Below are 7082 nucleotides of genomic sequence, written 5' to 3' on the forward strand. Positions count from 1 at the left end.
GCGGCGCTGTCCAAACAACCGGGGCCAGCTCTGAGGTCGAGGGCCGCGTCAAGGCGATCAGCGGTAACCGCAGACGCATTTAAAGTGGTCATGGGTGTGGGAATTTTCGGTTAGCGTTGCCGCTGAGCGGCTGCATTACCTCGGCTATGAGCCGATGACGGACAAGGTGTCCGTCAGGCAGTCACGGGCGCGCCCTCGAATCGCGCAACGTCGCCATGAGTGGTACATAGCAGAACGGGACCTCAACCGCAATACGAAAAGTCAAATCAAGTTTTGTTACAAGTTGTATAGTTATGGGTTTGCGCTCTACCGCCCCTCATCGACTCGTTAGTTTCGGTAGCCGAGTCGGCTACCGACCCAAAAAGTAGATACACCGCGTAGATACACGTCGAAACGGCAAGATTTTAACATATTGAAATATAATAGGAAATCTCATCATTACCTGTGGTTACATTCCGCTAGGGAGCGCCATTTAAAGAAAATAATACAATAAAATCAGCTAGATAGCCCCAGAGGGCCATTCATATTACACACCTGTTTGCACATCATTGGCATGATGACCGCAATGCTCTTTCTGTCGTCAGCGCCGCGAAGCGGCGGAATGCCGCCATTAAAAGCAGCCGATCTCCGAGTTGGGGCAGTCGCTCTCGAAATGGAGGATGGGGAGAAGCGGTAGTGGCACGTCAAGCTGCATTGCCGCCAACTCTGCCGCCGCGCCTAATCGATCGTGAGGCCTCCGCAGCATATGCCTCGGTTAGCCCGAACACGTTTGACCTTCTCGTGACGGCGGGAAGCATGCCCAAGCCGCGGGTCATTCCGGGTACGAGACGACTGGCTTGGGACGTTCGCGAACTCGAGCGCGATCGACGCTCTGCCTCACCACGGGGAAGAGCACGCGACCGGCGTTGACGCCGATGTTGGTTGGGAGAGGTAGGCCATGCCTCGCAAACTGCCACCAAACGTCGAGCGCAACGTCGTCAAGGGGCATGCGTATCTGTCGTTTCGGATCGGAAAGGCTTGGCATCTGCCACAGTACGGGGACGCCTCAACACCTGCCGGCGCGACGCGGTTCAACCGCAAGGTTCGGCAGCAACAGAGATATGCCAAACAGCGCGCCGAGCGCCTGGCCGCGATGACGCCCCGACAGCGAGCGACGCACGACGCCTGGCACCGAGCCCGTCGCCCGGGCCTATGGGAGGCTATTTGGTTTTTTCTGAGATGAAGTGTCGACTATGCCTGTTCGGCCGAATGGTGGGATTGTCCCAACGACAGCCGCCGAATTAGAAGCGATGTTGGTTGGGGATCCTATCCGATGACGCGAAGACGCTCTTCGACGTCATTGTGTTCGACGGGTCAAATCCTGCGGCCTCGGTTACGCGAAAGTCTCGTAAGAAGGCTCGCAAATGAACCGTGGCTCGCTTCGCAATCGTCAGGCCGTCGCGTGGGCAATACTTCTTGCCGGCCTCGGGCTGTTCGTCGCGCTCTATCCTCCTTGGTAAGGGCCTTTGGGGAGGCCCTGCAAACGCCCGTTGATGTGGCCGAGGAAGCTGTCACATTACTTTGACGTACAGGTGCCAATTTTGTAGGCGCTGGGATTTCGGAGCCCAGACCGGAATACGCGGCGAACGCTGCCAAGCGAATATATTCCGCTTGTGCAGCGTTCAGGATCCTCTCAATTTCGGGAGTTCGGCGTGTTTGATGCTGAAATGACTGCGCTGCTCAGGGCGGTGCTCGACGAAGTTTGCGAAAATATTCCTGTAAGCGAAACGGGCGCCAGAGCGTACGTTGCTTCGAAGCTGCTCGATGCTGCGGCACATGGACAGCTCTCAACCGACGCGTTGAAAGCGGCGGGTCGCAAGGCCTTGAACCCACCAACGATGTGGCGCTGATTATCCGCTCCACATCACTCGATCACATCGTATTCGAAGGCGACGCCCTCCGGGTCGTTCTCCTCGAACCATCGTTCCGCGGCGTCCACCGTCGCGAAGACTTGATGTGATCGACGTCGCCGACCTGCTTGGCGGTGTTCACATAGACGCCCACCGTTGTGTTCCTTTTCAAAACTCGAGCCGGCGCTGTCCGTATCTAACCCAGTGTCCGAACCTGATTTAAGGGCCTAACATGGTAGAAGGCAAGCCAGCGGGGAAAGGCGATCCCACGTCCCGCGCGGGCAACAGGAAGGCTGAGCCATTGATCAACATTGCTGAGTGCCGCGAGCAGGCTAACCACTACAAGAGACTTTCTGGCGTGAGCGGCATTTCCAAGGATCGCGCCGCCGCCCTGAAAAACATCGCCCGAAGTTTCGTGGGTTTGGCTGGCCAGCTGGATAGACTGGCTTCCCGTGCGAGGAACGAGCAGAGGTAAGCAGCCTCAGCTGATGGCCTTAGTTACCAAGGTCGGCGGTTCTTTTTTTTGACCTTGGGAAATTTACGGTGGGCGCCGGTTCACGCTGGTGGGCCTAGCACTCCCGGCGCTCAAATCCGCAATTGGATCGGCAACCGGGAGCATTGGGGCTGGAATTGCCATGCCCAGCCATGTCGGCCCTCCAAGTGACAATACGTAGAAAACCGAAGTCCGGTAGTTGTCCGGACTCCATTTTCGGAACGGGGTGTTCTACTGAAGGAACACCGGCGCGATTTGAGCACTAATTTTTTTGTTATTCCGGGAATGCCGCAGTGGGGCTGGAACCACGCTGCGGCTTTTCCCATTCGGGGCGTACTGGTCCCAGCTGCGTTCCGTCGGGCAAACACTAACCTTTGACCCCTGCGGTAGCCTGCATCATAACTGTCACATGAAGAAAGGCGACGTGACGTGCCCTGATTGTTCGGCGGGATCTCGCCGGATCGAACTTGAATCCCGCAAGGGCAACGCCGGGCACTACAAGTGCCTGATCTGTGAGCGCGTCCTAGAGGTCTTCGACGGCTCCCGGGAGATTGCTTATCGGCTCGCCGTACAGCCGTCCGACTTGCATCCTGTGAGAGAGTAAGGCCGCCTCAGTTGGCGGCGCCTTATTGGTCCCTCTTCAGCTTGCGCCGGCCCCAGTGAGGCTCTTTGCCCTTCGGGTTAAACTCCGGGACGTGGTGGCGGTTCAATGCCCGCATGACCCCGATGCTGGCAAACATACTCGGGCCTCCACCTTCATCGCGGCTTGCCATTCCGATGCGGCGTGCTCTTTCTTCGGCGACGCGGCGATGTACTCGCCGGCGTCGAGCTGCGTCACCAGTATGCGATCGCCGATCGTGATCGGATCCTCGAAACGCCGACCCCAGCCTCGTTCCGTCATTCCTTCCGCTTCAGCTCAGGTCTCGCGGCAGCAATGGCGCGTTCAACCTCGTCGGCCAGAACTGTCAGATGCTCGGCCAGCCTTGTGAACATCTCGCTTCTTGGGTTCAGTAGCAAGATCGCGGATCAAGGCGCACTCGGCAGCATCCGTGCGGAGCTTTTCTAACTGAGCCTGCATGTCCTTCATTGCGACCGGTTCCGTTCCCGATGAGGAACTATACCGCTTTGGGCACAAGTGGACAGAACTGATTGCCGGTTTTTCCTATGCTCGTCACCACCTGGCGACCCCATTACCGCCAAGGTCACCTCCAACGGCCCCGGCCTCCACACTTCAAAAGCCCCCATGGCCGGGGCCGTTTTTAAGGTGGCTACCGATAGCCCATGTCGCCGATCGGCCCTTTTGCGTTCCAGTTGAAATCCGGTCGTACGTCTGCGCCGCGCCCGGCGCAGGCGGTGCAGACGAAGCGCGGCTCGACATCTGACAGCCGAACATCGTCGGGCCAGCGATCGGTGCCGAGCGCAACGTGACGGCCGCAGGGGCAATACATGAGGACGCCGCGCAAGCCCATCTCGCGCATCTCGCCAAAGGTGATCTTGATTGGCCGACCCTCGGCGTGCGTGGGCGTGTGGCGGCGGGCAGGGTGAGGCATGCCGAGATCCAACCGCTGCGCGGGCGACAGTCAAATTATCGATTACTGGTGGCTCGGACCGCGCGCGAGCTACTGCGCGTCGTGGGTGTGGAAAAGCGCTCACTGCGATCGACAGCGGTTTTGCGCCCGCCGGCCGAGGCGGTGAACGACGAGAGCGCGGGGCTTCGGTCCCGCGCCCAGATCAGCGGAAAATGGTTGTTCCTATATTGAAGGGCTGACGGATCCGCAGGGCTCATGGGTTAGGAGCACGTGCCCGTGCCAACATTCACGGTGCGTTTGGGCGAAGCCAATCAAGGCCAGGATAATCAAAGCCACTGCGACGCATCCGGCTACAACGTTCTGCATCATGGCTGCCACTCCAGGTAAACTGTGACTGGCTTACTCGGCCAGGCTCCGCCTCGCTGCCGCGCACCGCGCTGGGCGCCCGGTCACCGAGTGATCACCGCGGACGGTGACCGGGCGGACAAGCTATCTGGCGGGCCTTCTCAAAGCGGCGTGAGAATCTGCCAGATGACCACCAGCACCACGACCACCATCATGACGTAGATAATCCTACGGCCGGTCTGGTTTATTTGGCTCATCGGATCACCCTGCACGGTTTGCCCTTCTTGCGCAGTGGCCCGCCATCTGGTGTCGGCCCTCCGAGGTGCAAGGCCCACATGATGCCACCCCCCAGCTTGCGCCCGTCTACCTCGATCGGATCATCCTCGAACGGGCGCCCCAGCCTTGATCGGTCATTGCCACGGGCTGACACCGCCTGCGCTATCTGGCGAAACCGGAGTCTAGAAGCTTCAGAGTCGAAATCGGCCACTTGCCGTCGTGGCCACCGATCGAGATCCGGAGCCCGTGCACCTCGTCAAGGAAGACGTGATCAACCGTCCCCGCCTTACCGTCGGTCAGGATAGCCCCCCTGCCGATTAGCTCCGTCTCGGCAGCATGAAGTTCTCGAAGGATGTTCGTCGCTCGTTTGGTCCAGTCATCGGACATGGTCATGCCCTACGCGGCTGGCGGATTAGTGAAGATCAGTCAGAGCGGCAGATGCATTGAGGCCATCGGCGCTTCGCGCGAATCAGTGCCGCCAACCGTCCTTGTCGAGCTCGACCCTGAAACCTTCCGGCAGCCGCGGCGTCTCGCCTTCGGTCACGACTTGCAGCGCGGCTTACTTCGGTGGGCGCAAATCGCCTTGAAGCCACCGGCCATTGGAATGCATGGAATCTTCATGCGCTGCGAATGTCGTAAGTGCGTGATTGCAGACAGCGCAGCGAAACCTGTGCAAGTCCACGCTTAGGCTTGCTGACTGCGAATGTCGAGTTCGGCCGCGTCGATCAACGCTTTGGCGGCGGCAAATTGCCCAATTAGCGTGTCGAGAACGGCGGCTTGGGCTTGGATGGTGGCGATGTTGGCAGCGATTGTTGCCATGATGGAGCATTTCGTTTTTTGCTAGGTGGGATCGTAGTCGGTCGCAGCGAAGCCGCCGAACGACGGCCACGGTGCTGCGGGTTCAGGCGCGGGCATGATCGGCTTGTAAGCCGGCTTCGGCAGCGGCGGTGGTGGTGACGGCGGCGCAGGTGGTGCGGCTGGCGCTGGCTGCTCTACACGCGAAGGGAGAGGAGCAGACGCGACCTTCACGATCGGCGGAGCCGGAAGCGCTGGAAGAGATGCTGCGCGAGCCTTGGCGCGATCGATGCGCTCTCCCAGTCCTTCCAACAGGCTAAACTCAACCCGCTCCTGGAACGCATTGACGCGAACATGCTTGCCGATCAGCTCCAGGCGGCGCAGTCGATCACTCAACCTGATCTTCTTGACGTGACCGACTTGCCTACGCTCCTCGCCCGCCCCTTCGTATAGCGCGTCGATCTCGACACCGGCAACGAGGCCTTGCCGCCAAATTTCCGGCCAAGCGTCTATGGGCTTGAGGTCGCCGCGCTCGTCGTACAGGTCAGCAAGGTCGGCTTCAGCTTCATCGGCTAGCGGCGACGATGACGAGCAGGGCCCGTGAGTGCCTCGGGCAAACGAACAGCTCTCAGCTAGCGATCGGGCTTTGCGCGCCCCTCAGAATGTCTTGCTTTCGGCAGAACAGGGCGCAACATCTGGCTTGCCATATTCACTGTCCGGACGGCGCCCGCTGGATTCATTGTACGTTACGTACAGAAGCGGCGCGTTACGAACCCAATTGACCCTTCAGGGCTGTCCCTAGAGAAAGGACATCAAATCACAGCGCTCCGCGGAGTCAGCTATGCTCCACCGCAGGCACGCGGTTAAGGAGGAGAGGATTTGATTTCGAATGAGATTCTGCCGATGATCAGCGAAACGCTCGCCGCCATGCGAACCCACCGTAACCGCATCCACCGCTATCGCCGTTTGCTTGAAACAGAGGTCGCGGGGCTTGACCGCCAGTATGTCGAAAGACGTCTGTCCGAGGAGCGATGTGCTCTCGACGCGCTAGTCTCGGCTATTTTTCCCTTGGTTTTCAAGTTCCCAAAGGCATCTACGCCTCCTAGGGAGATCGAAAGCAGTGGCGTACCAGAGCCCGGAGCCACTCAGGGTGAAGCCCGCTCTGCGTTAGAGGGTTCGCGGCGCGAGGCAAAATCAGGAGGCGCGTTCAAGAGAGCCTGCCGTGATCAAATTCAGCACAAAAATGGGAAAGTTCGCCGGATTTGTGCAGGCAGGACTGCGAAGATCAGCGGCTTCTTCCTATGACTAGAACCTATCTCAAAATTGAAGATCAGCGTCGATCGGCTATAAAGGAAAGATGATTCGGCTGACGGACGAGCAATGGGAGCGCATCCGGAAACACTTTCCGGAAGAGCACATTGCCGACGGCCGGCCGGGCCGGAAGCCGATTGCGACACGTCAGGTTCTCGAAGCCGCTCTTTGGATTTTGTACACGGGCGCGCAGTGGCACATGCTGCCGCAGTGCTATCCGAACTATAAGACCGTACACCGTCGCTTTCAGAACTGGTGTCGCAATGAAGTGTTGCGGCGCGTTCTGACCGATATAGCCAACGAACTTCGTGAGAAAGGCTTGCTCGACGAAGAGGAGTGTTTCATCGACGCGACCTTTGCGATGGCCAAAGGCGGCGGTGCAGAGATCGGCCCAACGAGGCGCGGAAAAGGCTTAAAAATCATGGCGATTGTGGATCGCCACGG

At 59.1% G+C, this 7082-nt stretch carries 8 protein-coding genes and 1 pseudogene; 3 read left to right on the plus strand and 6 right to left on the minus strand.

Annotated elements, in window-relative coordinates; translation table 11 throughout:
• Positions 1–1652 precede the first annotated feature (1652 nt).
• Entirely contained in the window at positions 1653–1889 is a 237-nt protein-coding gene (locus IC66_RS0141630; protein ID WP_011090972.1) for a hypothetical protein, read from the plus strand.
• A 1199-nt stretch (positions 1890–3088) separates the two neighbouring features.
• Here IC66_RS0141630 and IC66_RS0141645 read toward each other — a convergent pair.
• The 6 genes and pseudogenes from IC66_RS0141645 to IC66_RS47455 form a co-directional block, all read right to left on the minus strand.
• Complete coding sequence (locus IC66_RS0141645) at positions 3089–3283, minus strand: hypothetical protein (RefSeq protein WP_011090973.1); 195 nt, start codon at positions 3281–3283, stop codon at positions 3089–3091.
• A pseudogene (locus IC66_RS48885) lies at positions 3280–3469 on the minus strand (hypothetical protein). The gene IC66_RS0141645 and the pseudogene IC66_RS48885 overlap by 4 nt, the downstream one beginning before the upstream one ends.
• A gap of 181 nt (positions 3470–3650) precedes the next feature.
• Positions 3651–3932, minus strand: coding sequence for a hypothetical protein (locus tag IC66_RS0141655; protein ID WP_011090974.1), 282 nt, complete (start codon positions 3930–3932; stop codon positions 3651–3653).
• 762 nt (positions 3933–4694) lie between these two features.
• Entirely contained in the window at positions 4695–4925 is a 231-nt protein-coding gene (locus IC66_RS0141665) for a hypothetical protein (RefSeq protein WP_016847165.1), read from the minus strand.
• A gap of 291 nt (positions 4926–5216) precedes the next feature.
• Complete coding sequence (locus tag IC66_RS49065; protein ID WP_016847164.1) at positions 5217–5351, minus strand: hypothetical protein; 135 nt, start codon at positions 5349–5351, stop codon at positions 5217–5219.
• A gap of 21 nt (positions 5352–5372) precedes the next feature.
• A complete protein-coding gene (locus tag IC66_RS47455; protein WP_161170744.1) occupies positions 5373–5723 on the minus strand; it encodes a hypothetical protein in 351 nt (116 codons plus the stop codon).
• A 483-nt stretch (positions 5724–6206) separates the two neighbouring features.
• Between IC66_RS47455 and IC66_RS44745 the strand changes: the two genes are divergently transcribed.
• On the plus strand, positions 6207–6632 hold the full coding sequence (locus tag IC66_RS44745) for a hypothetical protein (protein WP_223153798.1): 426 nt from the start codon (positions 6207–6209) through the stop codon (positions 6630–6632).
• 52 nt (positions 6633–6684) lie between these two features.
• Positions 6685–7082, plus strand: a 398-nt coding sequence (locus IC66_RS0141690; protein WP_157158186.1) for a transposase, incomplete at its 3' end; no start/stop codon positions are given.

Origin of the sequence: Bradyrhizobium genomosp. III, assembly GCF_000261705.1 — a bacterium.
GTDB lineage: Bacteria > Pseudomonadota > Alphaproteobacteria > Rhizobiales > Xanthobacteraceae > Bradyrhizobium > Bradyrhizobium ottawaense.

Bases quoted from the DNA above. Each gene is read 5' to 3' on its own strand.
- IC66_RS49065 (WP_016847164.1), bottom strand. From the start codon at position 5,351: ATGGCAACAATCGCTGCCAACATCGCCACCATCCAAGCCCAAGCCGCC.
- IC66_RS0141665 (WP_016847165.1), bottom strand. From the start codon at position 4,925: ATGACCATGTCCGATGACTGGACCAAACGAGCGACGAACATCCTTCGA.
- IC66_RS0141655 (WP_011090974.1), bottom strand. From the start codon at position 3,932: ATGCCTCACCCTGCCCGCCGCCACACGCCCACGCACGCCGAGGGTCGG.
- IC66_RS0141645 (WP_011090973.1), bottom strand. From the start codon at position 3,283: ATGACGGAACGAGGCTGGGGTCGGCGTTTCGAGGATCCGATCACGATC.